Source organism: Cytobacillus sp. NJ13 (genome assembly GCA_030348385.1).
In the GTDB taxonomy this organism is placed as follows: Bacteria; Bacillota; Bacilli; order Bacillales; family Cytobacillaceae; genus Cytobacillus.
This window is the reverse complement of sequence record JAUCFP010000006.1, coordinates 1,000,159-1,024,099: the sequence shown is the minus strand read 5'-3', so window position 1 is coordinate 1,024,099 and position 23,941 is coordinate 1,000,159. Positions and strand designations below refer to the sequence as shown.

At 41.2% G+C, this 23,941-nt stretch carries 22 protein-coding genes and 1 riboswitch; of the genes, 9 read left to right on the top strand and 13 right to left on the bottom strand.

Features of this window, described 5'->3' with window-relative positions:
- Positions 1 to 140 precede the first annotated feature (140 nt).
- On the bottom strand, positions 141 to 1,070 hold the full coding sequence (locus QUF73_05000) for a lysylphosphatidylglycerol synthase domain-containing protein (GenBank protein MDM5225561.1): 930 nt from the start codon (positions 1,068 to 1,070) through the stop codon (positions 141 to 143).
- A gap of 637 nt (positions 1,071 to 1,707) precedes the next feature.
- On the opposite strand from QUF73_05000, the gene yidC reads away from it, so the two are divergent.
- Together yidC and QUF73_04990 are read left to right on the top strand one after the other, a co-directional pair.
- Positions 1,708 to 2,496 (top strand): membrane protein insertase YidC, encoded by a 789-nt coding sequence (yidC, locus tag QUF73_04995; GenBank protein MDM5225560.1) that lies wholly within the window; start codon positions 1,708 to 1,710, stop codon positions 2,494 to 2,496.
- A 114-nt stretch (positions 2,497 to 2,610) separates the two neighbouring features.
- Positions 2,611 to 3,165: a YhcN/YlaJ family sporulation lipoprotein gene (locus tag QUF73_04990; GenBank protein ID MDM5225559.1), complete on the top strand. Its 555-nt coding sequence runs from the start codon at positions 2,611 to 2,613 to the stop codon at positions 3,163 to 3,165.
- Positions 3,166 to 3,212: 47 nt separating this feature from the next.
- Here QUF73_04990 and QUF73_04985 read toward each other — a convergent pair whose 3' ends face one another.
- The 6 genes from QUF73_04985 to QUF73_04960 all read right to left on the bottom strand — a co-directional run bounded on the left by QUF73_04985 (position 3,213) and on the right by QUF73_04960 (position 8,507).
- The gene (locus QUF73_04985; protein ID MDM5225558.1) at positions 3,213 to 3,416 is read right to left on the bottom strand and encodes a DUF6501 family protein; all 204 of its coding nucleotides are present in this window, start codon (positions 3,414 to 3,416) and stop codon (positions 3,213 to 3,215) included.
- A gap of 47 nt (positions 3,417 to 3,463) precedes the next feature.
- A complete protein-coding gene (locus QUF73_04980) occupies positions 3,464 to 3,706 on the bottom strand; it encodes a hypothetical protein (GenBank protein ID MDM5225557.1) in 243 nt (80 codons plus the stop codon).
- Positions 3,707 to 3,903: 197 nt separating this feature from the next.
- Entirely contained in the window at positions 3,904 to 4,773 is an 870-nt protein-coding gene (locus QUF73_04975; GenBank protein ID MDM5225556.1) for a gamma-glutamylcyclotransferase, read from the bottom strand.
- A gap of 641 nt (positions 4,774 to 5,414) precedes the next feature.
- Entirely contained in the window at positions 5,415 to 7,103 is a 1,689-nt protein-coding gene (locus QUF73_04970) for an AMP-binding protein (protein MDM5225555.1), read from the bottom strand.
- Positions 7,104 to 7,300: 197 nt separating this feature from the next.
- Positions 7,301 to 7,699, bottom strand: coding sequence for a secondary thiamine-phosphate synthase enzyme YjbQ (locus tag QUF73_04965; GenBank protein ID MDM5225554.1), 399 nt, complete (start codon positions 7,697 to 7,699; stop codon positions 7,301 to 7,303).
- A 13-nt stretch (positions 7,700 to 7,712) separates the two neighbouring features.
- Positions 7,713 to 8,507 carry a VOC family protein gene (locus QUF73_04960; GenBank protein MDM5225553.1) on the bottom strand — a complete coding sequence of 265 codons (795 nt, stop codon included), beginning with the start codon at positions 8,505 to 8,507 and terminating at the stop codon, positions 7,713 to 7,715.
- A 209-nt stretch (positions 8,508 to 8,716) separates the two neighbouring features.
- On the opposite strand from QUF73_04960, the gene sda reads away from it, so the two are divergent.
- Positions 8,717 to 8,848 (top strand): sporulation histidine kinase inhibitor Sda, encoded by a 132-nt coding sequence (gene sda / locus QUF73_04955; protein MDM5225552.1) that lies wholly within the window; start codon positions 8,717 to 8,719, stop codon positions 8,846 to 8,848.
- 311 nt (positions 8,849 to 9,159) lie between these two features.
- Here the strand turns inward: sda and odhB are convergent, their stop codons facing one another.
- From odhB to QUF73_04940, 3 genes are all read right to left on the bottom strand, one after another.
- Entirely contained in the window at positions 9,160 to 10,413 is a 1,254-nt protein-coding gene (odhB, locus tag QUF73_04950; GenBank protein MDM5225551.1) for a 2-oxoglutarate dehydrogenase complex dihydrolipoyllysine-residue succinyltransferase, read from the bottom strand.
- Between the two features lies 1 nt (position 10,414).
- Entirely contained in the window at positions 10,415 to 13,258 is a 2,844-nt protein-coding gene (sucA, locus tag QUF73_04945) for a 2-oxoglutarate dehydrogenase E1 component (protein MDM5225550.1), read from the bottom strand.
- Between the two features lie 335 nt (positions 13,259 to 13,593).
- The gene (locus QUF73_04940) at positions 13,594 to 13,833 is read right to left on the bottom strand and encodes a hypothetical protein (protein MDM5225549.1); all 240 of its coding nucleotides are present in this window, start codon (positions 13,831 to 13,833) and stop codon (positions 13,594 to 13,596) included.
- A 164-nt stretch (positions 13,834 to 13,997) separates the two neighbouring features.
- On the opposite strand from QUF73_04940, the gene QUF73_04935 reads away from it, so the two are divergent.
- From QUF73_04935 to QUF73_04910, 6 genes are all read left to right on the top strand, one after another.
- On the top strand, positions 13,998 to 14,177 hold the full coding sequence (locus tag QUF73_04935) for an H-type small acid-soluble spore protein (protein ID MDM5225548.1): 180 nt from the start codon (positions 13,998 to 14,000) through the stop codon (positions 14,175 to 14,177).
- A 197-nt stretch (positions 14,178 to 14,374) separates the two neighbouring features.
- Positions 14,375 to 14,491, top strand: a riboswitch (SAM riboswitch).
- Positions 14,492 to 14,567: 76 nt separating this feature from the next.
- Positions 14,568 to 15,680 (top strand): methionine biosynthesis PLP-dependent protein, encoded by a 1,113-nt coding sequence (locus QUF73_04930; protein MDM5225547.1) that lies wholly within the window; start codon positions 14,568 to 14,570, stop codon positions 15,678 to 15,680.
- Positions 15,677 to 16,861 (top strand): cystathionine beta-lyase, encoded by a 1,185-nt coding sequence (metC, locus tag QUF73_04925; protein ID MDM5225546.1) that lies wholly within the window; start codon positions 15,677 to 15,679, stop codon positions 16,859 to 16,861. Before QUF73_04930 ends, metC begins: the two co-directional genes overlap by 4 nt.
- 4 nt (positions 16,862 to 16,865) lie before the next feature.
- On the top strand, positions 16,866 to 18,716 hold the full coding sequence (locus QUF73_04920) for a bifunctional homocysteine S-methyltransferase/methylenetetrahydrofolate reductase (GenBank protein ID MDM5225545.1): 1,851 nt from the start codon (positions 16,866 to 16,868) through the stop codon (positions 18,714 to 18,716).
- Positions 18,709 to 22,155, top strand: coding sequence for a methionine synthase (gene metH / locus QUF73_04915; protein MDM5225544.1), 3,447 nt, complete (start codon positions 18,709 to 18,711; stop codon positions 22,153 to 22,155). Before QUF73_04920 ends, metH begins: the two co-directional genes overlap by 8 nt.
- A 92-nt stretch (positions 22,156 to 22,247) precedes the next feature.
- Positions 22,248 to 22,802 (top strand): HAD hydrolase-like protein, encoded by a 555-nt coding sequence (locus tag QUF73_04910; protein ID MDM5225543.1) that lies wholly within the window; start codon positions 22,248 to 22,250, stop codon positions 22,800 to 22,802.
- A 50-nt stretch (positions 22,803 to 22,852) separates the two neighbouring features.
- Here the strand turns inward: QUF73_04910 and QUF73_04905 are convergent, their stop codons facing one another.
- Genes QUF73_04905 through QUF73_04895 form a run of 3 tightly spaced genes read right to left on the bottom strand, consistent with a single transcriptional unit; the run spans position 22,853 to position 23,878 of the window.
- Positions 22,853 to 23,188 (bottom strand): DUF3889 domain-containing protein, encoded by a 336-nt coding sequence (locus tag QUF73_04905; GenBank protein MDM5225542.1) that lies wholly within the window; start codon positions 23,186 to 23,188, stop codon positions 22,853 to 22,855.
- 25 nt (positions 23,189 to 23,213) lie between these two features.
- Positions 23,214 to 23,354 carry a hypothetical protein gene (locus QUF73_04900; protein ID MDM5225541.1) on the bottom strand — a complete coding sequence of 47 codons (141 nt, stop codon included), beginning with the start codon at positions 23,352 to 23,354 and terminating at the stop codon, positions 23,214 to 23,216.
- The gene (locus tag QUF73_04895) at positions 23,354 to 23,878 is read right to left on the bottom strand and encodes a hypothetical protein (GenBank protein ID MDM5225540.1); all 525 of its coding nucleotides are present in this window, start codon (positions 23,876 to 23,878) and stop codon (positions 23,354 to 23,356) included. The genes QUF73_04900 and QUF73_04895 overlap by 1 nt, the downstream gene beginning before the upstream one ends.
- Positions 23,879 to 23,941: the final 63 nt, after the last annotated feature.

Sequence of the window (23,941 nt, the reverse complement as noted above, 5' to 3'; positions counted from 1 at the left end):
CGCAGACTAATAGCGCCACGTCCTGTGGCAACGTCTGCATGACCCGAGTCCCTAGGAGCCGCTGCTAGACAAGCTTGTGACCTCGAGGGGGTAGGCTGCTTGCGCTAGACAACAAAAATAAAGAGCCCACAAAGGCTCTTTTATATTTTGAAGCTGTTTTTCGGCATTCCGTTATTCCAAAACTGGTTCATGACAAACGGCGTGCCAATAAACACAGGAACTATATAATAGCTGAGACGGTAGAACATGAGAATCAAGAGCCCCAATTCGGTGGGAACACCTTGTGATTCCAGTCCGATCAAAAATACAAAATCAAAGGAACCAATGCCTCCAGGGATCATACTCGCAATGCCAGCGCAAGCTGAAATGATGACAATGGGAAACAGAACAAAAAATGAAATCGATACTTCAAGGGCCCGGGCAATTCCCCAGATACATATGATAATAAATAGCCACTCCGATAAAGAAACAGCCAGCAATTCCCCTGCAAATCCTTTTTTAATGTGCTTCGTATTCCAAAATGACGACTTGAAAAAGTAAACGCTCAGCAGCAGAGGTGTATAAGCCGCAACGGCCCAGACTGCAATCTTTATAAGTTTAACATCATCGTATAAATGTAAATCTGTAAAAAGGACGATCCATGACAATATAGACAAGCCGGTCAGGTAAAAAAGAGACAGCTTGGCAATTATTTTGATATATGGAGTACTGCCAGTCAGGTAATCCTTATAAAAATAGGACCTGAGTGTAGCTCCGGCCACACCACCAAATCCGATAAAGTTAGAGAATGCGTTGGCAGATAAAGAATAAAATAATAGCTTTTTTTTAGGAACTCTAATTCTGAAAAGCCTTTGGAGGATTTCATCATAAAAATACATTGGAAAAAGCGCAGCCAGTCCCAATAAAAGGATAAAAAATAGTCTGCGGAAAGTTAGCCGGTCAATATAAAGCTCAAGGAGAGCCCAATTAAAATCATTGAATATCCCTTTTGCCTCCAGCATGACAAACAGCAAAATGAATAAGGGTACGAGGAGTTTGGCAAGCGTTATAATTGTTTTTTGTTTTAACAAAGACAAAATACCCCACCATTCATGTATTGAACTAGAGATAATGATTAATTAATCTCCCTGATAGAGTGTATCATACTAAAGCCGAAAATATATATACTTTCTCCTATTATATTCCTGCATATGGACAATAGAATGGACATACGATAACTTTTTTGCAATTGGTTTACATCTGCAATTGTTTTCAATGCAGCATTCAATTATACTTAAATCTGTGAATAGAGGTGAAATAATATCTTTGAAATAATAACTGAATCGTCTTTTATTTCATCAGAATATACTCTTTATTTAACATATATCATTGGTTTAGCTGCAAAGCTGTTAATCATTTGGAAAATAGAGCCGACTTTATACAGTAATAGATATATTGATAACGAAAAAAGAGAATATGAAAGCCTTCCAGGGTTCTGCATGGATCGGGGCTTTATTTGCGATTCGATTCAGTCCTGGATTGCAAAACTTATACTAAAAAAAGGCGATCAAAGTGATGAGCCAGAAGGTCTCTCCCCTATTTAAAGAAAAAAATAGCGGGAGGTTTGACCTGTATGAGAAAAATTAGACTGTTACTAGCCATTACCATGATTACTGTACTGCCAATATCCCCTATTTAAAGAAAAAAATAGCGGGAGGTTTGACCTGTATGAGAAAAATTAGACTGTTACTAGCCATTACCATGATTACTGTACTGCCAATATTCTTATCTGCCTGCCAGGCTCAAGGAGGACAAGGCACAAGCTTTTTCCATCATTATTTTGTCGATCCGTTTGCATTGGCAATACATGGAACTGCTGTTTTCTTTCATGGCAATTTCGGCTTGGCCATTATCTTCATTACCATAATGATTAGGCTGATATTAATGCCTTTAATGCTAAAACAATATAAAAATCAAAGCGTAATGAAAGAAAAAATGGATAAGTTAAAACCTGAAATTGAAAAAATTCAGCAAAAGCTGAAAACATCGAAAAAGCCACAGGAGCAGCAAAAACTGCAGCAGGAAATGTTCGGTTTGTATCAATCTCACGGAGTGAATCCTTTGAATGCTGCGGGATGTCTGCCAATCTTTATTCAAATGCCCATTCTAATGGGGTTCTATTATGCCATAAGAGGAAATCAGGAAATTGCTGCACATTCATTTCTCTGGTTCAATCTTGGTCATTCTGATATTTGGATCACAATCATTGCAGGAATTGTTTACTATCTTCAGTACCGATTCACTCTAACTAATATGACTGTGCAAACGCCAAAACAAATGAAATTCATTGGTTTATTGTCTCCTGTAATGATTATGCTGGTTTCTTTAAATGCTCCTGCAGCTTTGCCGCTATATTGGACTGCGGGCGGAATTTTTTTAGTTTTTCAATCATGGCTTGGCAGAAGATTATATACAAAGAATAAACCTGATACTGTGCAGTTCATGTCAGAATCGTAATTACGGGGAGCGGGCTTAATGCCATGCTCCTTTTTTGTTTATTTTATTAAAGAAATCTGAATAACAGCGCCTATTTTTGGAAAGATAAGGGGGAAAACGGAAGGAGGTAAGTAAATGATCAAAGGTAAATTATTTATGGCAGGGGCATTGTCAGCTGCATTACTTGCAGGCTGCGGCATGAATGACGCGGATATGAATGAAACAGCTCAAAGAAACAGGGATTTGACAGAGCCTACAAAAGTGAACGACACCAACTATGGCGAAAATGGACGCACCACTGAACCGGGGATTGATCTTACCCGCACGGGAACAGACAATGAGAATCGAAATGAATCCCCGCGAATGAAGGTTGCTGATAAAGCTGCCGATAAAATTACCTCTATTCCAGAGGTTGAGTCTGCGAATGTAATCGTGACAGACAATAATGCATATGTTGCCGCACGCTTGAGTGATGGAAATGGAGAATTGACTAAGGATGTCGAGGGAAAGATTTCCGATCAGGTAAAAGGAGTCGATCAGGACATTGATAATGTATATGTTTCTGTTAACCCCGACTTTTATGATCGAATGACAGGATATACAGAAGACATTCAAGCCGGTCAGCCAATTGAAGGATTTTTTGATGAATTTACAGAAACTGTCCGGAGAATTTTTCCTGCACAAAGGTAAGCAATATAAAAAAACGGCCAATTTAACTGGCCGTTTTCTTCATTGGATTAAGCATCCTGGAAATAGTCTTTATAAAATCCGCTTACTTTTCCGGAATTGTCTACGATGAAATAGAATTCCTCAGTTTCATTTTTTACATCATAGATATTCCCTGCTGTTAAAGCCCTGTCTACAATGTATTTTGCTGCATCTGTATGCACGCATTTTACTTTTTTCAATGTTTCGCGTTCATGCCATTTTAAATGAATCAATATTGCCACTCCTTCACAGTCTGCATGCTTTATATGATTAGTATTTATTATAAAGAATACGAACTGCTGTCTGCAACTAGATTCTCTCTAACTTCTGGCATTAACTTCATTATTTTCCGGAATCTCCTGATTTTATCCGCCTCAAATGTATACACTTCTCCAGTTAGCGTGTTTTTCATTGTTACATAGTTAATTTCACAGATTTGGTCTATTCGTACAAACTCTAAATTATCATAATGTTCGCTATCATATTCCACTTCATAAAAGCCATTATCTGCTATAATTTTCATTTTGATGACCTTCTTTCTAAGATGATGGCAAAGGTAATATACCACCCGCTTAGCCTGTTTCAAACCACCAATTAAAAATTTTGCATTATTTTAATCCTTCCCATTCACTTAATTACATTGGACTGCCTTTATTGTAGAAGAATCAGCAAATATAGAAAAAAAGGATGAACTTTTGCTCATCCTTAAGTCTTACGCTGCTATGCATCCAATCTAATTTGAACACCCAGTTTTTCCAGCTGCTGTTCAAGCTTTCTGTAATAATCGTCACTTACTCTGCCTCTTGCTCCCCGGAGAATTTCAAGGGCGTAATGGTCAGGCGGGGGCAGCTCCCCCTTTTTATTGTAGACATGAAAAGTCAGGACATCTCCATAAAAATTATCTCCAACTTTGACATTAACAAAGGCAGGACGGTACCATTGCCCATAAAAACCTTCTCTATGGAACAGGTAGTCAACTGCTTCATAAGGAAGTTCATATAGAACTCCTTCAGTGACGCCGCCATTTTCTATAATGTCTGCCCTTCCTCCATCATCCCTGAAAAATAGGTATTGCATCGAATAACCGGCCAGCGTTCCCCCTCCGACGATGGTTTTGAAATGGTGATCTACCTTTGCCACGCAAAACCTCTCATCATCCATGCAAGAACCGTAAGCAAAATAAAAGGTCTTTTCCGGTTTATCCTTCATTAAGCGGTAAAGCTTCCAATCCCCGTGAAGAATGGGTTCGGCTAAGAGTTCATCCCGGCAGGAAACATATACAAGTGCACTTACATCTCCTGCATCAGTATGAACAGTCTGTTCCACCCTGTCATACAAATTATCTTTTCTTCCTGGGATATAATCCTCAAGTTCATCCAGGTCAGTGAAATGATCTAAATGCACTTCATAAAGCTCTCCATACACTTTTTGGTCAAGTGATGGTTTCATAGAGGGATAGCCAAGTCCTGTATCATATAATTCCCCATATACCCATGCCTGCTCGGCAATGCAGGCACTGCCTTTTAAAACGAAGTGATTTGACTCGTGTTTTCTTAAGGTTCCATAAACAAACAGCTTTTGAGTTGTCATTAGCACTTGCTCCCCCTTATTTCTCTTTTGTTTATTATACTATCATTTTCTGAAGATTCTTTTCAAAAGGCTCTTTTCGTATAAATTGTTGTTTTACTGCTATCAATATTGTCCGTTGATTTCCGCTCCAGGCTGCTCGCTTTCCGCGGGGCGGGCGGTGAGCCTCCTCAACGCTCCGCGTCTGCGGGGTCTCACCTGTCCCGCTACTCCCGCAGGAGTCTCGCGCCTTCCGCTGCAATCAACTCAGCAAATAATATACAAAAAGCAACAAAACTTGCGGAAACAGCCTTTAAAAAAATTAAGACGGAGAGTATTCTCCGTCCTAGCTGCATTGGCATACTGTGAACTTTTTTACTAAAGGAAGCTTTCAGCAAAATTTTTCCTTTGTATTATCTTGAAACGGATTGATTTGACTTAATTCTACTTTCTCCTTAAGCTTAGCTTTATTTAAAACTTCCATGACATAAATTTCTTCATACATGTTCTATTTCTCCCTTCAATTTATCTTTAATCTCATTTTATATACTTTCACGCAGTAAAACATTGGCTGTGGGATTGAGATTTATTAAGACTTATGAATGAAGGAAGGCGGAGTTTTATAAATAAACCTGCTGGAAGTGTCCCAGCAGGTTAAATGTACTTTATTTCAATGTATTTGCTTTTTCGATGACTTCTTTAGCTTGTTCACGCAATCTGAATTTCTGGATTTTTCCAGAAGCTGTCATTGGATAATCCTTCGTAAACTCTATATAGCGAGGGATTTTATGGTGTGAAATTTTCCCTTTGCAGTATTCGCGAAGTTCGTCTGGTGTTAATTCAGAGCCTTCTTTTACGATTATCCAGGCGACCACTTCCTCACCATAGATGGCATCTGGAACTCCAACCACCTGAACGTCCAGAATTGCTGGATGCGTATAAAGAAATTCTTCAATTTCGCGGGGATATATATTCTCTCCTCCGCGAATGATCATATCCTTTAGTCTTCCAGTAATTTTACAGTACCCGTTCTCATCCATAACAGCGAGATCACCTGTATGGAGCCAGCCATCTTCATCAATGGCTTCTTTTGTAGCATCAGGATTTTTATAATATCCCTTCATGACATGATAGCCTCTTGTACACAATTCCCCTTGTTCTCCAAACGGTACTTCGTTATTGGTGCCTGGTTCCACAATTTTCACTTCTACATTCGGCAGTGCTCTTCCCACAGATTCCACTCTCAGCTCAATCGGATCATCCGTCCGTGTCTGCGTAATGACTGGAGAGGATTCTGTTTGTCCATATGCAATGGTTATTTCGCTGGCACCCATCCTTTCAATTACGCCTTTCATGACTTCAATAGGGCAATTGGATCCAGCCATTATGCCAGTACGGAGATTCGATAGATCATACTTTGAGAAGCCAGGATCATTCAGCTCTGCAATAAACATTGTCGGCACCCCATGCAGGCCTGTACATTTCTCATCCTGGACCGTCTGCAGAACAGCTTTAGGACTGAACTCCTGCACCGGCACAATGGTTGCCCCGACGGATATGCATGCCATTGTTCCCAGTACGCACCCGAAGCAATGGAAAAACGGAACAGGAATACATAAGCGGTCATCTTTTGTTAAACGCATGCAATTAGCAATATTATAGCCATTGTTAACAATGTTGTTATGGGTTAGCATAACCCCTTTTGGAAAGCCTGTGGTCCCTGAAGTATATTGCATATTGATGGCATCGTCCGGGTCCAGGGTCCCCATGCGTTCATTGAGTTCTGCGTCTGTGACTGATTCGCCCATCCTGATAATATCTTCCCAGCTGTATGTTCCAGGAAAGCGTTTTTCTCCCATCACGATAACATTTTTTAAAAAAGGAAGTCTTTTGCTTTTCAGCTGCCCTGGCTCAGAATCCTTAAGTTCCGGGACGATACTGTATAGCATTTCTATGTAGGAGGTTTCTCTGAACTTTTCCATTAGAACAATAGTGGTACTGTCAGATTGCTTTAATAGATATTCAAGCTCAGCAGCTTGGTAGTTTGTATTAACTGTTACAAGGACAGCACCCATTTTGCCTGTTGAGAACTGGCATGTTAGCCATTCGGGCGTATTGGTTGACCATGCGGCAATATGCTCCCCTTTTTCAAGACCCAGCTTCATAAACCCTTTGGCAGTAAGCCTGCAATATTCATTAAACTCCTTATAACTCATTCGGAGCCCGCGATCTGCGTAAACTACAGCTTCATGATTCGGGTGAAGGCAGGCTTTCTCCTCCAGGAGCTTCCCTACTGTTAGATTCATTAGTTCCGTCATCCAGAAATCCTCCTTGGTATATGATGATCTAATCATTGTGTAAAGATTTCTCTAAGATGCTGATATAAAACGCTTTCATTTTATGTTATCATACATTGCTGAATATTCAATATTTTCATATATTTATAACTTATAAATTTTCCTGGCTCAGATTTCATAACTCTAGATTCATCAAATTTGTATTCTTTTATAATAAAAAACTGCCCCTTAATCCAGGAACAGCTTCCATATGTTCAAACTAAAATTTTTACATAAAATGTTCTCGTCCTTGGCCCATCAAATTCACAGAAGTAAATCCCTTGCCAGGTGCCCAGCAGCAGCTGCCCTTCTGTAATGATGATATGCTGTGAAGAACCGACAGTGACCGCTTTCATATGCGCTGCGGTATTCCCTTCTATATGAAGGTCTTTTTGCTGATCCCAGGGATATATTTCATTGAATCGGCGGATCATATCTGTCTTAACATCCGGATCAGCATTTTCATTTATGGTGATGCCGGCAGTTGTATGCGGGCAATAGACGATTGCTGCTCCTTCAGCGATTCCGCACTGGTTAATGTATGCCTGTACTTCTGAAGTTATTTCAAGGAACTGGTCTCGTTCTGAAGTGTTTACAGTGAATTTCCTTAACAATGGGCTCCCTCCTTTAAAAATAAACAGCTTCAAATAGGGTTATTTCTTTTTCAAGGCCAGGCGAAAACTGAACAGCAAAGGGCTTCTCCCCCCTTTTTTTCAGAATTTCCAAAGCCCTTCCTTCATCCTGCAATGGCTGGCAAAAGGTGAGTTTTAATGATCCAATTTCAATGGATGCTCTCTTCTCTTTATCATCGCTGCTTATGTAAACATCAGCGATGAAAATTGGCATAATCGCCTTCCATGACTCCGCAGACTTTTCACAATCATTGGAGGCTATAAATACTTCTTCAATTTTTTTATTTTCAAGGTTTTCATCAATAAAGCCAAGATGCCGCAGTTCTTCAAATCTTCTATCGTCTTCCATGCCCCAGTCAATAAAAAAAGGATATTTATAATGGGGGTTTTCTTTTATGAACAGCATCTTCCACGAAAGCATGCTTCCATCCTGCCTCTTCCTGCTTCCTTCAAAAATTGGAAGGGTCTCAAAGCCTTTCCTCTTTAATTCAGCCTTTAGGTTTTCAATATTACTGGTTCGGAAGCAGAGCTGCCCGATGCCTTCCCCTAACAGGAGTTCATCTGTCAGCTGATTAATGAGCGGGTTTTCAGCAGCAGCGGCAATATGATTTACTTCAATAGATAAATATTCAATGTATGCCTGCCCGATATATAAAAGGCTGTTATATGTCCCCCAGTTTTCATGGCTCCCTCCCAATACTGCTTTATATCCCACATTCTCCCATTTCGCCACTGCTCCAGATGGATCAGCTTTAATAAAGTGGACGAGATGGTCTAGTGCCAGATTCATTAGAGGCTTCCTCCTTTATACAATCTATTTATATAAATCTTACCTTCGGTTTGTATGCGAGTCCACTATCAGCTGCTGAAATGCGTCAACAAAAAATGTCATCATAATGAAATAAAACTTTTCTTTATAAAGGGTTCACAAAAACTTAAAAAACCTTTACAATAATTAAAAATAGAATATTCAATCCATTTAACCAGGAGGTATGCATAATGAAAATTATGAGTAATGAACAGCTGGTCGTCTCGTATCGTGATGCATTGAAGTCAGGGTCTGAAAAGGAATGGATTAGGATATTAAAAACTGAAATTCAAAAACGGGGATTGAAGCCGTTTAAAGAGTAAGTTTCAACTTAACTTTAATTTGCCAAATACTTAGTGGGTATGTAGAGCGGGAGCTATTCCCGCTTTTTTTAATATTTTCGCACGGATTTTGGCAGTTTATTTGCTTTTTTGATATTTTCATATTCTTGTTCACTTAGAACCCCTAATTTCTTTAACACTGTACTATATTGGAGTATCTTCATTTGTCTTCTTCTCAAGCTCATCACCTGCTTTTTTATTATAATATTCATAACAAGTACAATGTTTCCTTAATGCAAATTATTTTCCATAATAAAACCAGAGCGGAATTCCGCTCTGGTTTTATTATGTTATTATGCTTCAAATAGAAGGCTTTCTGGATCTTCAATCAGTTCCTTGACGCGTTTCAAGAATGTTACAGCTTCTTTTCCATCAACAATACGGTGGTCATAGGAAAGTGCGATATACATCATTGGACGGTTTTCCATTCTTTCAGCATCAATTGCAACCGGGCGCAATTGAATGGAATGCATTCCAAGAATACCAACCTGTGGTCCGTTCAGGATTGGCGTAGACATCATGGAGCCAAATACACCGCCATTTGTGATAGTGAAGCTTCCACCCTGCAGGTCTGATAAGGCAAGTTTGTTGTCTCTGGCCTTAACCGCAAGGTCCATGATATCCTTTTCGATTTCAGCAAAGTTTTTGCGGTCTGCATCACGTACAACCGGAACGACAAGACCTTCTGGTGCTGACACGGCAATACCTATGTCATAGAATTTTTTAAGGACAATTTCATTGCCTTGAATTTCAGCATTTAAATAAGGATTTTTCTTAAGGGATGCAACTACCGCTTTTGTGAAAAATGACATGAAGCCAAGCTTAACATCATTTTCTTCAAAGAATTTATCTTTGCGGTTCTTGCGAAGGTTCATCACATTTGTCATGTCCACTTCATTGAATGTTGTCAGCATCGCTGCAGTTTGCTGAACTTCTACAAGGCGGTTTGCAATTGTCTGGCGGCGGCGGGACATTTTGATTCGTTCCACTTCTTTTCCGCCAGCCTGCTGTTCTGCAGGTTTTGAAGCTGCTGCCGGTTTTGGTGCCTGAGCTTGCTGTTTTGCTTGATTTGGATTGAAAGACTCAACATCCTGGGTTCTGATTCTGCCCAGTGGATCAGCTGTCGGCACCTGGCTTAGGTCAATCCCTTTTTCTCTTGCCAGCTTGCGTGCTGCCGGAGAAGCGATCGGACGCTGTCCGCCTGCTTTTTCTTCAGCCGCTGGCTGTGCGGGCTGATCATCTGCTTTAGGCTGTTCAGCTTTAGGCGCCTCAGGCTTTTCTTCCGCTTTTTCTGGAGCAGGTGCAGCTTGTCCGCTTTCATTAACGATAGCAATGGTTTCACCTACATTAACAGTGTCGCCTTCCTGGGCTTTGATTTCCTGTAATACACCGCTATGTTCAGAGATTATTTCAACATTTACCTTATCCGTTTCAAGTTCTACAACATAGTCACCCTTATTTACAGTGTCACCAGGCTGTTTTAGCCACTGTGCCACCGTACCTTCTGTAATGGATTCCGCCAATTCTGGAACTATGATTTCTGCCACCTTAATTTCCTCCTTCTTGCTTGCGTGTTAGGGTTTCATCTATTATGCGTGCTTGTTCTTTCTTATGAACAGTCGGGTCACCTTCAGCAGGGCTTGAACGTCGTCTTCTTCCAATATAGGTGACGTCTATATCACTTCCGGCAATTTCTTTCAGTCTAGGTTCAACGAAATTCCATGCACCCATATTTTTTGGTTCTTCCTGAATCCAGACGATTTCTTCTACATTCGGATAGCGGGTTAAAATTTCTTTAATTTGATCCATTGGGAATGGATAGATTTCTTCCACACGTAAAATATGGAACCAATCCTGATCCTGGTAGTTTTTCAGGTTTTCGGATAAATCAATTGTGATTTTACCTGTTCCTAGAATTATGCGTTTAACTTTTTCGTGATTTTGACCAAGGCCAGGCTGTTCCATAACAGACTTGAATTCTCCTTCGCTCAATTCCAATCCATTTGAAGCGACATTCGGATTGCGCAGCAGACTCTTAGGAGACATGATCACTAATGGGCGAACTTCCTCTTTTCCGAGAATGGCAGCCTGTCTTCTTAAAATATGGAAGTACTGTGCTGAAGAAGAAAGATTGGCAACTGTCCAGTTGTTTTCTGCTGCAAGAGTCAGGAATCTTTCCAGGCGTGCACTTGAATGTTCAGGTCCCTGTCCTTCATAGCCATGCGGAAGAAGCATGACAAGACCTGATTTTTGGCCCCACTTCGCACGGCCTGCAGCAATAAACTGGTCAAACATTACCTGTGCCGCATTGGCAAAATCACCATACTGAGCTTCCCATAGAACAAGTGTTTCTGGAGCGAATACATTATATCCATATTCAAAGCCTACGACAGCAGCTTCAGATAATGGGCTATTATGAACCGCGAAAGATGCCTTGGCAGTTGAAAGCTTGTGCAATGGTGAATACGCTTTTCCAGTTGTATGATCGTGCAGAACAACGTTTCTTTGTGCAAATGTACCTCTCTCGGAATCCTGGCCAGTCAGTCTGACAGGGGTACCATCAGATAAGATGGTTGCAAAAGCCAGTGTTTCGGCAAGTCCCCAATCAATCTTGCCGTCTCCTTCAAGCGCTTCCAATCTGCGCTGTAAAATTTTGCCGAGTTTATCAAACACTTTGAAATCCTCTGGCCATTTTAATAATTCTTCGTTAATTTGCTTTAATTTATCGACAGTCACAGCTGTTTTAATTTTTGGCAGACCCTTTTCGACTGTTTCAGGTGGATTGGTTAACTCCGCCTCTTTCTTTTCATTTGGCACTTTTTCATAGGCAGCCTTCATTTTTTCCAGTACTTCATGATGAATGCCTTCTGCTTCTTCTTTGGAAATGATCTTTTCATTTAGAAGCTTATCAGCATACAGCGCTTTCACCGTTGGACGCTTGCGAATAATGTTATACATGAGAGGATTAGTCGTCATAGGCTCGTCCATCTCGTTGTGCCCAAATCTGCGGTATCCAATTAAGTCGATAAGGAAATCTTTTTGGAATTTAGCACGATATTCACAAGCAATTCTTGCCGCTGCGACTACTGCTTCAGGTTCATCTGCATTAACATGAAGAATCGGCATTTCATAACCTTTGGCAAGATCACTTGCATATCTGGTAGAACGTGAATCATGTGATTCTGTTGTGAAACCAATTGTATTATTGGCAATGATATGGATCGAACCGCCCGTATTATATCCAGTCAGCTGCCCAAGGTTCAGTGTTTCTGCTACAATTCCCTGTCCTGGGAATGCTGCGTCTCCATGAATGATAATGGCTAAAGCAGCTTTTGGATCTACTTCAGGATAACCGGCTTTTGTTCTATTATCCTGTGAAGCTCTAGTGTAGCCCTCAACCAGTGAACCTACAAATTCAAGATGGCTCGGATTGTTAGCTAATGTCAGTCTGGCTATGGTCGTATTCTCATCTTTGATCTGTTTATCAAGACCAAGGTGATATTTAACGTCACCTGTCCAGCCGTAATTGATTCCGACAGATCCTTCGGAAGGAACCAGTTCTTTATTTGGCGCATGCTGGAATTCCGCGAAGATCATTTCATATGGCTTTCCAAGCACATGTGCAAGAACATTTAACCTTCCCCGGTGGGCCATTCCGATGTTAATCGTTTTGGCTCCATCAGAAACAGATTCAGAAACAATTTCATCCAGTAATGGAACCATTGTATCAAGACCCTCAATTGAGAATCTTTTCTGTCCAACGAAAGTTTTATGAAGGAACTTTTCAAATTCCTCAACTTCAGTCAGCCTTCTTAAAACTTTCAGTTTTTCCGCCTTCTGCATTGACAGTTTGTGGCTGTTAGCCCCTATTTTACGGCGGAGCCAGTCTTTTTCGTTTTCATCAAATATATGCTGGAATTCAAAAGCAATTGGTCCCATATAAGCGCTTTTCAGGAATTCAATTGCTTCAAGTCCGTTGCGTAATGGATATGTGGCGTCTTTAGTAATGACCCCAGCAGGAATCTCTTTTAAATCATTTTCAGTTAAGCCATATTTACTCAGTTCGAATAATGCACTTTCAGATTTATTGTTACCCAGCGGATAAATATCTGCAGCCAAGTGGCCATATGTGCGGATATTATCAGCAAGGCGAATTGCAGCAAGTGTTTTTTCAAGCTGTCCGGCATTCATTGGCTGATTTGCTGATGAAGCCAATTGGTTTTTCCCTTCACTCGCCAGAGGGGACCCATTTCTTTCAAAGTAGTCTTTCATTTCAGGATCAATTGAAGATGGATCCTCTAAGTATCTTTCATATAGTTCAATAACGTAGCCAAGGTTGGGGCCATGAAATCCTTGTTCAAAAGGTCCCTCACCATTCAATGGCTTTTTCATGGAAAATTACCTCCATAACTGTTTTTAAGTAAATAATTCAAATGCATTTTTCTCCCCTGAAAATACAATACCCATCTAAAAGATGCATTAACGTTTTATTTTTACGAATAATAATATTTTTCAGAGGATAAAACGTTTCCACAGTTATTCTAACACGGAAAATCTAGTTGTACAAAGATAAAAACATGAATATAGTGGAAAACTATTAAAAATTTTTTTTTAGTAATTACTTATTCTAATAAAATGTTTTGTTAAATGTTAAACAATTATAAATAAGAAATAACTGGGTGGTTTTTATAAGAGGCAAAAATAAAAAGCCGAAGTGCTGTTCGGCTTTAAAAAGTCTCAACTAAGTTAATATAGATTTGTTTCGCTGCATTCGCATTTTTTCTGTTTTCTTTTAGGGAAGATTCAATTGCTTCTCTCGTTTCCACAGGAAAATCAAAATGGCCGCAAGTTGTACATTTTTCGAACATGGAACCAGAAACATTTACTTCAATGCCATCCATGGTCTGAAATACTGCTGGTCCTTCAGATTCCGCAAACCGGTGGCGGCAGTGGCTATGTTCACGCATATTAGCTTCCCTCCAAGAAAAATTTCATTTGCCTTCATTATAAAACAAATATTCAGAACTTTAAAGCGATCCACTTCTAACATTTTATGCCAAGGTTTTTTCAAAAGAATAATTTGTTTATTTTTTAGACACATTAAAATTATTCAAATTCAGGAGGTTTTTCCATGAATATTGGCAGAGCAAAAGAGATTGCTGAGTCTGCTGAAATGTACAGTGTTACTTTCAATGGCATCCCGATCATCATTCAGCATGTAGACGAGCAGACTAAGACAGCACGCATTTACACAAAAGCAGATTCTGAAAAAGAAATGGATGTGCCGGTTAACGATTTGGTTGAAGAATGAATACACTAAAAAACTTTCCAGAATGTAATGGAAAGTTTTTTTGTTCAAGCTCTTCCTCATCCCCCTTAAAACGTGCGCTTAGGACAAAAGGACTCAAGACACCTGAGCGGATATTTTTTATAACATAAAATATTCAAAAAAGTGTTGACGATTAGCGGTTTACTGTAGTAAAGTTTAGAGAAAATTTAATATTTGATTTCTTATCCAGAGAGGTCGAGGGTAAGGCCCGACGACGCCTCAGCAACCAGCAATCATTTTTTTGATTGAAAAGGTGCTAATTCCTGCAAGTTTCTTAAAAACTTGAAAGATAAGAAGAATGGCTGATCACATTAAAAAGTCTTCTTCTTATAGAAGGCTTTTTTTTATTTTTTCTAAGGAGTGGTTACAAGCATGTATAATATTGACACCAGATTAGCGCAAATCGGAAACAGGAGCGAGTCAGCAACAGGTGCAGTCAATCCGCCAGTATATTTTTCCACGGCATATCGCCATGAAGGCATCGGCCAGTCAACTGGCTTTGACTATAGCAGAACAGGCAATCCCACCCGCCAGCTGCTTGAAAAGGCAATCGCCGATCTTGAAGAAGGCGATCAAGGCTATGCCTGCAGCTCTGGAATGGCCGCAATTCTTACCATACTTTCTCTTTTTAAATCCGGAGATGAATGGATAGTATCCAAGGATTTATATGGCGGTACATATCGTCTTCTGGAACAGGGCTTCAAGAAGTGGGGACTTCAGAGCAAATATGTAAATACCAGCAATCCCGAAGATGTTGAAAATTTAATCACGGAAAAGACCAAGGCAATATTTCTGGAGACTCCAACTAATCCTCTGATGGAACAGACTGACATTCAATTGATAGCAGAAATTGCCCAAAAGCATAATATCCTCCTTATCGTTGATAACACGTTTTATACCCCCCTCCTTCAGCAGCCGTTAAAGCTTGGAGCTGATATTGTCATCCATAGTGCAACAAAGTATCTTGGCGGGCATAATGATGTCCTTGCCGGATTAATTGTTGCAAAGGGCAAAGAGTTATGTGAGGCACTGTCTATGAACCACAATGCCGCAGGTGCTGTCCTTAGCCCTTTTGATTCATGGCTGTTGATCAGAGGCATGAAGACACTCTCTCTCCGCATGGAACGGCATGGAGAAAATGCGAAGGAATTGGCAGAATTTTTATCAGTCCATGATGCAGTAACGGATGTCCTTTATCCCGGCAAGGGAGGCATGATATCTTTCCGAATCAAGGATGAATCCTGGGTGAATCCATTTCTGCAGAGCCTCTCCCTTATCTCCTTTGCAGAAAGCCTTGGCGGAGTCGAGAGTTTCATAACTTATCCAGCAACCCAGACACATGCGGACATTCCTGAAGAAATCCGCATTGAAACCGGTGTCTGTAATAGGCTTCTGCGTTTCTCGGTTGGAATAGAAAATGCAGAAGATTTGAAGGCGGATCTTGAACATGCTTTTGCTAAGGTTGTTAAGGAGGCAGTACGATGAGTTCGAATTACACATTCCAAACGAAATTACTTCACAATAATCAAAAATTCGACCCGGAAACAGGAGCTGTCAGTGTACCGATCCAGCATGCCTCCACTTTTCATCAAAAAGATATTGATGCTTTCGGAAAATATGATTACAGCCGCAGCCTGAATCCAACAAGGGAAGCGCTAGAAGAAGTCATAGCGGAGCTTGAAGAAGGTATTAGAGGGTTTGCCTTTTCTTCTGGAATGGCTGCCATTTCTACAGCATTCCTCCTCTTATCACAGGGAGATCATGTTGTCATTACAGAAGACGTATATGGCGGAACCTATCGCATGACAACAGAAGTCCTGTCCCGTTTTGGCATTGAGCACACATTTGTTGATATGACAAATCTTGAGGAAGTAAAAGAAGCAATCCGTCCCAACACAAAGGTTTTCTATGTAGAGACTCCTTCCAACCCGCTGCTGAAAGTGACAGATGTACAGGCCATCAGTTCAATTGCAAGACAGCATGGAGCCCTGACATTTGTGGATAATACATTCCTGACCCCTGCCCTTCAAAAACCGCTCTCTTTAGGTGCAGATATAGTACTGCACAGCGCAACCAAATTTTTATCCGGACACAGCGACGTCGTTGCTGGTCTGGCGGTTGTGAAAGATCCGGAATTAGGCGCAAGACTTGCTTTTCTCCAGAATTCCTTTGGAGCTGTTCTGGGTGTTCAGGATGCCTGGCTTGTGCTGAGAGGCATTAAAACGCTGCAGGTAAGGCTTGATCAGTCTGTGAAATCAGCTGAGAAAATTGCTGGCTTCCTTCATGATCACCCATCTGTTAAGAAAGTGCATTATCCAGGTTTTGCAGATCATCCCGGATATGAAATCCAGAAAAAGCAGGCTGTGAACGCAGGTGCCGTCTTATCTTTTGAGCTTGAAGATGAGCTATCAATGAGAACATTTGTTGAGAATGCCAAAATACCTGTTTTTGCAGTAAGTCTGGGAGCTGTTGAATCCATCCTCTCCTACCCTGCAAAAATGTCGCATGCAGCCATGCCTGCATCCGAACGGGAGCAGCGAGGAATAACGGACAGTCTTCTTCGTCTATCTGTTGGCCTGGAGAGCGCAGATGATATTATAGAAGATTTCAAGGCAGCTTTATCTGCTGCCGGACAAACAAAACATTCGATTTTACAGCGGGGGTGATATTTTGAGTTTCCTAAATAAATTAAAGAATGAAATCATCATAGCAGATGGCGCGATGGGAACTCTTCTTTACTCCTATGGTACCGACAGCTGTTTTGAGGAATTAAATCTATCACAATCTGAACAGATCCAGCACATCCATGAAGCATATATAGGCGCAGGGGCTGAATTGATCCAAACAAATACGTATGCGGCGAATTATCTGAAGCTGCAGCGATATGGACTGGAGGACTCTGTTAAGGAGATTAACAGTGCGGCAGCAAGAATTGCCAAAAAAGCTGCCAAGGGCCGCGCATATGTTGCTGGTACAATCGGCGGGATCAGAGGATTCAAGCCCAACATGATTACACTTGAAGAAATAAAAAGAAGCTTTAGAGAGCAGCTATATTGCCTGCTGCTTGAGGATGTAGATGGTATTTTGCTTGAAACCTATTATGACCTGGAAGAACTTGAGACAGTCCTTGCCATAGCCAGAAAAGAAACGGATTTGCCGATTATCGCACAGGTGTCTCTTCAGGAAGCGGGTGTTCTTCAGAACCAGACTTCTATCGCTGATGCTTTAACAAAGCTTGAAGGCATTGGTGCGGATGTTGTGGGAATCAATTGCAGGCTTGGTCCGCATCATATGCTGAAAACTCTAGAAAGTGTACCTTTGCCAAAGCATGCCTATCTTTCTGCTTATCCAAATGCCAGTATTCCAGCCTATACGGACGGCAAATTCCATTATGAAGGAGATGCAGAATATTTCCGGCAGTCAGCGATTGAATTCCGAAATCAGGGTGTCCGCCTGCTTGGAGGCTGCTGTGGAACAACACCTGACCATATCAAGGCGTTTTCTGACGTTTTAAAAGGAATTCCGCCAATCGAGGAAAAAGAGACAAAAGCAATCAATAAAGTCATTGTTTCTGAAAAGCCATCGTCGTCAAGAGAGCTCCCTCCTCTTCAGGATATTGTCAGGGAAAAGCCTTCTGTTATTGTAGAATTGGATCCCCCAAGGAAGCTTGATACTACACGCTTTTTTGAAGGTGCAAAAGCATTGAAGGAAGCCGGAATAGATTCTATTACACTTGCAGATAACTCCCTTGCTTCCCCCCGGGTTTGCAACTCTGCGCTTGGCTATCTCGTCAAGCAGCAGACAGGATTGCGCCCGCTTGTTCATGTGACCTGCAGGGATAGGAATATAATTGGTCTGCAATCCCATTTAATGGGGCTGCATGCACTTGGATTAAATGATATTCTTGCCGTTACGGGTGATCCTGCACGTGTCGGTGATTTTCCAGGAGCATCTTCCGTATATGATGTCTCATCATTTGAATTGATCAGTATGATCAAGCAGTTGAATGAAGGGTTATCTTTTTCAGGGAAAGATCTTGGCCAGAAAGCTGCTTTTTCAGTTGCAGGCGCTTTTAACCCCAATGTCCGCTCATTGGAAAAAGCTGTTGGACGGCTTGAAAAGAAAATTGAACATGGTGCGGATTATTTCATCTCGCAGCCTGTTTTTTCTGAAGAGAAGCTGCTGGAAGTTCATGAGGCTGTGAAAGATTTAGAAGCACCTGTTTATATAGGCCTAATGCCTCTTACCGGCAGCCGGAATGCCGAGTTTCTTCATAATGAAGTTCCGGGAATCAAAATTTCCGACAGCATTAGAAACCGAATGGCTTCATTGAAAGATGATCCTGCAAAGGCTGGAGCTGAAGGCATTGCTATTGCAAAGTCGCTGATCGATGCCGCGGCTGAGCTGTTTAATGGCATTTACCTTATCACTCCATTTATGCGCTATGAAATGACTGTCGAACTATCAAACTATGCCCGTGAGACAACCGAACGGCTTTCAAGGAGGAAACAACATGCATAAAACATCACTGCAGGAGCAGCTAAAAAAGAAAATCCTGATCATGGATGGAGCAATGGGCACCATGCTGCAGAGAGCCAATCTAACCGCCGATGACTTTGGCGGCGAAGAATATGAAGGCTGCAACGAGAATTTAAATATAACAGCTCCTTCTGTGATTGAACATATCCACCTTGAATACTTAAAAGCCGGAGCAGATATTATTGAAACCAATACCTTTGGCGCAACCAGCATTGTTCTGGCAGATTACGATCTGGAAGAAAAGGCTTATGAACTAAATAAAATTGCTGTTGAAATTGCCAGGGAAGCTGCAGACCGCATTTCAACTCCTGAATGGCCAAGATATGTGGCTGGTGCCATGGGACCTACGACGAAGACGCTTAGTGTAACCGGCGGGTCTTCATTTGAAGAAATGATCGCAGCTTATGAAGAACAAGCCACAGGGTTAATTGACGGTGGAGCCGACCTTCTCCTCCTGGAAACCAGCCAGGACATGCTGAATGTGAAGGCTGGTTTTATCGGCATTGAAAATGCATCAAAAAAGACGGGAATAAAACTTCCCCTCGTCGTTTCGGGAACGATTGAACCGATGGGCACAACTCTTGCAGGCCAATCGATTGAAGCATTTTATATTTCGCTGGAACACATGAAACCTCTGGCAGTCGGACTCAACTGTGCGACAGGTCCCGAATTCATGCAGGACCATATCCGTTCTTTATCAGGATTGGCTTCCACAGCTGTCAGCTGCTATCCCAATGCAGGATTGCCTGATGAAGAAGGACAGTACCATGAAACTCCGGAATCACTGGCGAGCAAGCTTGAGGGCTTTGCCAAGGAAGGCTGGCTGAATATTGTAGGCGGCTGCTGCGGAACCACACCTGAACATATCCAGGCAATTGCTGAATCAGTTAAAGGTTATAAACCAAGGAATTATGATGGGAATTCTCTGCACAAAGTTTCTGGAATTGAACCTCTGATTTATGACGACCCGACATTAAGGCCCATTATGGTCGGCGAGCGCACAAATGTAATTGGCTCACGCAAGTTTAAAAGGCTGATTGCTGAAGGAAAGTTTGAGGAAGCTGCTGAAATAGGCCGGGCACAGGTAAAAGGCGGAGCCCACGTTATTGATATTTGCCTTGCAGATCCTGACCGTGAAGAAATGCAGGATGTTGAAAATTTTATCAAGGAATTAGTAAAAAAAATTAAGGTTCCGCTGGTTATAGATTCTACTGACGAAACGGTTATCGAGAAGGCCCTCACCTATTCACAGGGTAAAGCCATAATAAATTCCATTAATCTGGAGGATGGCGAAGAAAGATTCGAAGCTATTGCTCCACTGATCCATCGATATGGTGCAGCTGTGGTAGTAGGTACAATAGATGAAGACGGAATGGGTGTTACGGCTGAAAGAAAACTTGAAATTGCAAAGCGTTCATATGATTTGCTTGTAAATAAGTATGAAATTCCGCCTGAGGATCTTATTTTTGACCCCCTCGTCTTCCCTGTCGGGACAGGGGATGAGCAATACATCGGGTCTGCAAAGGCAACGGTAGATGGTATAAGACTTATTAAAGAGGCTCTCCCGGAGGTACAAACCATTCTGGGAATCAGTAATGTTTCATTCGGCCTCCCTCCTGTCGGCAGGGAGATATTAAATTCAGTATTTCTGTATCACTGTACTCAAGCAGGCCTCGATTATGCGATTGTGAATACGGAAAAACTGGAAAGATTTGCCTCTATTTCAAAGGAAGAGGTCTTAATGGCTGAAAAACTTCTTTTCGAAACTACTGATGAATCACTTGCCATTTTCACTGATTTTTACCGGGATAAGAAGAAAGAAAGCAAAAGTGTTCTTCCAGATATGACACTTGAGGAACGCCTCGCCTATTATATTCTGGAGGGAACAAAAGAAGGGCTCCTGCCTGATCTTGATCTGGCCCTCCAAGCATACCCTGCTCCTCTTGATATCATTAATGGGCCTTTAATGAATGGAATGAAGGAAGTAGGAAGATTGTTCAATGATAACCAGCTGATTGTTGCAGAAGTCCTTCAAAGTGCGGAAGTTATGAAAGCATCTGTTGCTCATCTCGAACCTTATATGGAAAAAGATGCTGCACAATCTTCATCCAAGGGGAAAATCATCCTCGCAACCGTTAAAGGTGATGTCCATGATATAGGGAAAAATCTTGTGGATATTATTTTAAGCAATAATGGATATGAAGTAATAGACCTGGGTATCAAGGTCTCCCCTGCTGAACTGATTGAAAAAATCAGGCGTGAGAATCCGGATATGGTCGGCCTTTCAGGTCTGCTTGTAAAATCCGCACAGCAGATGGTCATTACGGCACATGACATGAAACAGGCAGGAATCGATATTCCGATATTAGTAGGCGGCGCTGCACTGTCGAGAAAGTTTACAGATACTAAGATCTCCAAGGAATATGATGGACTCGTGCTATATGCCAAGGATGCCATGAATGGACTTTCTCTAGCCAATCAGCTTCAGGAGCCCGAAGAAGCGGAGAAACTGCGGATTCAGCAGGCAGAAAAACAGGCAGCCGTGCTGAATGCAGTCCCATTTGACCGCGGATCGGTTGCAGTTGCAGTAAAGCCTAAACCAACAGTCAGCACAAAAGTGCCGGTATTTGTTCCAAAAGACTTAAAGCGGCATCTGCTGAAAACATATTCCCTCTCACATGTCGAGCCGTATATAAATAAGCAAATGCTGATTGGCCATCACCTTGGCTTAAAAGGAAACCTGCAAAAGCTGCTCGCAGAAAAAGATGAAAAAGCAATTAAGATTAACACAATGGTTGATGAACTGATTGCTGAAGCAAAAGAGAAAAACTGGATTGAACCAAAAGCAGTTTATCAATTCTTCCCTGCCCAGTCAGATGGCGATAAGGTGTATATCTATGATGAAGATGAAAAAACGGTCATTGAAACGTTTGAGTTCCCTCGCCAGGAAACGGAGCCATTTCTATGTCTGGCAGACTTTCTTAAATCAAAAGAAAGCGGTCAAATGGATTATGTTTCCTTCTTTACTGTGACAGCCGGGAAAGGAATACGCGGTATAGCAGACAGTTTAAAAGCCGAAGGCAGATTTTTGGAAAGCCACGCCCTGCAGTCGCTGGCTTTGGAGACAGCTGAAGGGCTTGCCGAGCTGATCCATCGTCAGATTCGGGATCGCTGGGGATTCCCTGATCCAGTTGAAATGACTATGAAAGACCGTTTTGCGGCGAAATACCAGGGACAGCGCTTTTCTTATGGATATCCTGCATGCCCAGAGCTTGAGGATCAGAAAAAGCTATTTAAACTTATACAGCCTGAAGATATCGGAGTTAAGCTTACAGAAGAATGTATGATGGAGCCGGAAGCCTCTGTATCTGCAATGGTTTTTGCCCATCCGGAAGCAAGATATTTTAATGTATTAAGATAGTAAAAATACCCGGCAAAATTTGCCGGGTATTTGCCTATTCCTTTTTAAAACCTTTACAATGGTTACATAGCATAGCAAGGAGGGAGATTTTTATGAATGTTCTCTGGGATTTAGATGGCACAATTCTTGATACATGGCCTACTTTGGTTCAGTCTTTTATTCGCATATCCGGCAAAGAGCTGGATCCACAAGAAGTTCTTACGCCCCTTAAAAACGGGACAGCATATCAGAAATTTAATGTTTCTCCGGAAAAAATTGCTGATTTTCGTCAAATGGAAGCAACTTTTAAGCATGATGAGAAGCCATTATTTCCACATGTAAGGAATATATTAGAGCAAAATAATGTAAACGTGCTGGTAACCCATCGGAACCGGCAATCCACGGAGGAGCTGCTTGAGTATTGGAAACTCACTTCCTATTTTGAAGAAGTTATCTGCCCTGAATTTGATGGGTTCTGTTTAAAGCCGCATCCGGAATCCTATGAATATCTTCATCGGCGTTATCATATTGATCTGGCTATTGGTGACCAGGATACAGATTTAATGCCTGCCAGACAGATCGGCATCAGTACCTGTGCGTTCCGCAATCCCAACCCATATGCAGACTTCGCGATTGATTGCTATTCAAATTTTGAATTTGAGAAATAAGGAACCGGGGACTTCAATATGATAAAGTCCCTGGTTTTATTCCGATCAAGTTAATTAGCTGATCTTCGCGTATTGATCCTGATTACTCTGTCAGTTTTGGAATCAAATTCAATATCAATGTATAAACCGAATTCTTTGCCCTCATCCTCTACCCATAGCTTGAACTTTTCGATCTCTGTCGTTTGTCTCTTTTCTCTGCCGATATGCAAGTAGTCAAGAATTTTAGCTTTAGGGTATTTCTTTTTTGCTGTTTCCATTGCAAGTCTGCCCCATTTAGCATATGCTGGCTCTGGTCTCTCAGCATGCGCTTCTACGGACAATGCCCGAATGGGAATGTATTCTGATAAAGCAATCAAAACCATAAGGCTGATAATTATTTTTTTCATTTTATACCTCTTTCAGTAAAAGATCTTAATCGTTATTCCCGTTATTCATTGTTTCTTCCTTCATCCGTTCTTCTTCTTCCTCTACACAGATATAAGCAATTTGTTCTTCCATTAGATGATGGAGAATATCTTTATCATCTGTACAGGACATGTCTCTTTTTTCCATTATCCTCTCTCCTCTCTCCCATTTATTCGGGACTTATTAAAATAATTCCTGAATCCGCCAACTGCCGCCGATAGCATTTTTTTATCCACAAATACCATATGGAAAACATACATAAATATTGATTTCATCAAGAACAGCATAAATAGCTTCAGCTGTGAAAAACGGAGAAGCTTCCAAATCCCGATCTTTTTGAACCAAGTATAAAAAGGGTAGGCGAAAAAGGCATCAACAACTGCATTCAAAAGGAAATACAGCAAGGGCCTTCCATAAGCTAATTTTAATATCCATATAGATCCTGCAAAAAAAGGCCCTAATATCATTGGCAGTTCTCCACTGAGCTTTGGATGAAGTCTTTCCTTAATAGTCCACCATTTGTTTTTTTCAGCGATAAACCCTTCTATCAGAACATAAAGGCACATAAAAATGGCTGCTGGATAAAAACGTTTAAAATCCCTTTTGCCTATGAACGGAACAGTCAGCCAGGAAAGGAGAATTATAAGCACCAAATATAGCTTCTTTTTCATCTTACTCCACCTTTTTTTTAAGGTTTTGTATTTAAAGGAAATTTATTCATTCTTTCCGGTTGA

Bases quoted from the DNA above. Each gene is read 5' to 3' on its own strand.
- QUF73_04930 (MDM5225547.1), top strand. From the start codon at position 14,568: ATGTATAATATTGACACCAGATTAGCGCAAATCGGAAACAGGAGCGAG.
- yidC (MDM5225560.1), top strand. From the start codon at position 1,708: ATGAGAAAAATTAGACTGTTACTAGCCATTACCATGATTACTGTACTG.
- QUF73_04910 (MDM5225543.1), top strand. From the start codon at position 22,248: ATGAATGTTCTCTGGGATTTAGATGGCACAATTCTTGATACATGGCCT.
- QUF73_04975 (MDM5225556.1), bottom strand. From the start codon at position 4,773: ATGACAACTCAAAAGCTGTTTGTTTATGGAACCTTAAGAAAACACGAG.
- QUF73_04970 (MDM5225555.1), bottom strand. From the start codon at position 7,103: ATGATTAGATCATCATATACCAAGGAGGATTTCTGGATGACGGAACTA.
- metH (MDM5225544.1), top strand. From the start codon at position 18,709: ATGCATAAAACATCACTGCAGGAGCAGCTAAAAAAGAAAATCCTGATC.
- sda (MDM5225552.1), top strand. From the start codon at position 8,717: ATGAAAATTATGAGTAATGAACAGCTGGTCGTCTCGTATCGTGATGCA.
- QUF73_04905 (MDM5225542.1), bottom strand. From the start codon at position 23,188: ATGAAAAAAATAATTATCAGCCTTATGGTTTTGATTGCTTTATCAGAA.
- QUF73_04935 (MDM5225548.1), top strand. From the start codon at position 13,998: ATGAATATTGGCAGAGCAAAAGAGATTGCTGAGTCTGCTGAAATGTAC.
- QUF73_04990 (MDM5225559.1), top strand. From the start codon at position 2,611: ATGATCAAAGGTAAATTATTTATGGCAGGGGCATTGTCAGCTGCATTA.
- QUF73_04980 (MDM5225557.1), bottom strand. From the start codon at position 3,706: ATGAAAATTATAGCAGATAATGGCTTTTATGAAGTGGAATATGATAGC.
- QUF73_04940 (MDM5225549.1), bottom strand. From the start codon at position 13,833: ATGCGTGAACATAGCCACTGCCGCCACCGGTTTGCGGAATCTGAAGGA.
- metC (MDM5225546.1), top strand. From the start codon at position 15,677: ATGAGTTCGAATTACACATTCCAAACGAAATTACTTCACAATAATCAA.
- QUF73_04960 (MDM5225553.1), bottom strand. From the start codon at position 8,507: ATGAATCTGGCACTAGACCATCTCGTCCACTTTATTAAAGCTGATCCA.
- QUF73_04900 (MDM5225541.1), bottom strand. From the start codon at position 23,354: ATGGAAAAAAGAGACATGTCCTGTACAGATGATAAAGATATTCTCCAT.
- sucA (MDM5225550.1), bottom strand. From the start codon at position 13,258: ATGAAAAAGCCATTGAATGGTGAGGGACCTTTTGAACAAGGATTTCAT.
- QUF73_04895 (MDM5225540.1), bottom strand. From the start codon at position 23,878: ATGAAAAAGAAGCTATATTTGGTGCTTATAATTCTCCTTTCCTGGCTG.